We start from the raw sequence: 966 nt of genomic DNA, 5'->3' as shown, positions 1-966 counted from the left end.
TCCTCACTGCTGCCTCCCGTAGGAGTTTGGACCGTGTCTCAGTTCCAATGTGGGGGACCTTCCTCTCAGAACCCCTATCCATCGTTGACTAGGTGGGCCGTTACCCCGCCTACTATCTAATGGAACGCATCCCCATCGCTTACCGATAAATCTTTAATCTTATTTGCATGTGCGCTTAAGATACCATCGGGTATTAATCTTTCTTTCGAAAGGCTATTCCCGAGTAAGCGGAAGGTTGGATACGCGTTACTCACCCGTGCGCCGGTCGCCATCAAACTTAGCAAGCTAAGTTCATGCTGCCCCTCGACTTGCATGTGTTAAGCCTGTAGCTAGCGTTCATCCTGAGCCAGGATCAAACTCTTCATTGTAAAATATTTTCTTACCCTTGCGGGTATCTTTTAATCTCTGTATCAGGAAACCGATTTCTCTATCCTTTTCAGGTTATTGACGGTTCTTGTTTCATCTCACATATACATTATATATAAGACTACTTCTTGTACTACATCTTCGTTTGTTTATCTAAAGTCTTTCAAAGAACTATCTTTTCTTGAGCTCCCGTTTCAGCGGGAAAGCGTTTGCAAAGGTAAGGCGTTTTTTCTTTCCCTCCAAATTTTTTCGAAGTTTTTTGAAAAATTTTTCAGGAGGACCTCGCGGGGCTTATCCGTTTCTCGCTCCCTTGCCGTCTTGCAAGGTAAGATACTCGGGTGCAGCGCCTTTGAAAGTCTGCCTTTCTTCACCAGTCTGTCATCTTCAGCGGCTCTCCCTCTCGAAAGCGGTTGCAAAGGTACGCACTTTTTCCGGTTCTGCAACTTTTACGCAATACTTTTTTGCGGAAATTTTGAAGACTTTTTGTAAACAGCTGTAAACAAGACGGTTGCAGGTAAGCGTTTTTTGATGCTTTCAAAAACGGAAGGAAACAGCCCTACATTATGTATTTCGCGCGGGCGTGTATACGCGCACATGCGC

1 rRNA gene is annotated in these 966 nt (G+C 44.9%); it reads right to left on the bottom strand.

Features of this window, described 5'->3' with window-relative positions:
• Positions 1-368, bottom strand: a 16S ribosomal RNA gene (locus OCV81_RS17315); the annotation flags it as partial.
• Between the last annotated feature and the right edge of the window lie 598 nt (positions 369-966).

The sequence above is a fragment of the Phocaeicola fibrisolvens genome (assembly GCF_025567125.1).
GTDB classification, from domain to species: domain Bacteria; phylum Bacteroidota; class Bacteroidia; order Bacteroidales; family Bacteroidaceae; genus Phocaeicola; species Phocaeicola fibrisolvens.
Note: the sequence above shows the minus strand (reverse complement) of the source record. Positions and strands in the feature narration are given on the sequence as shown.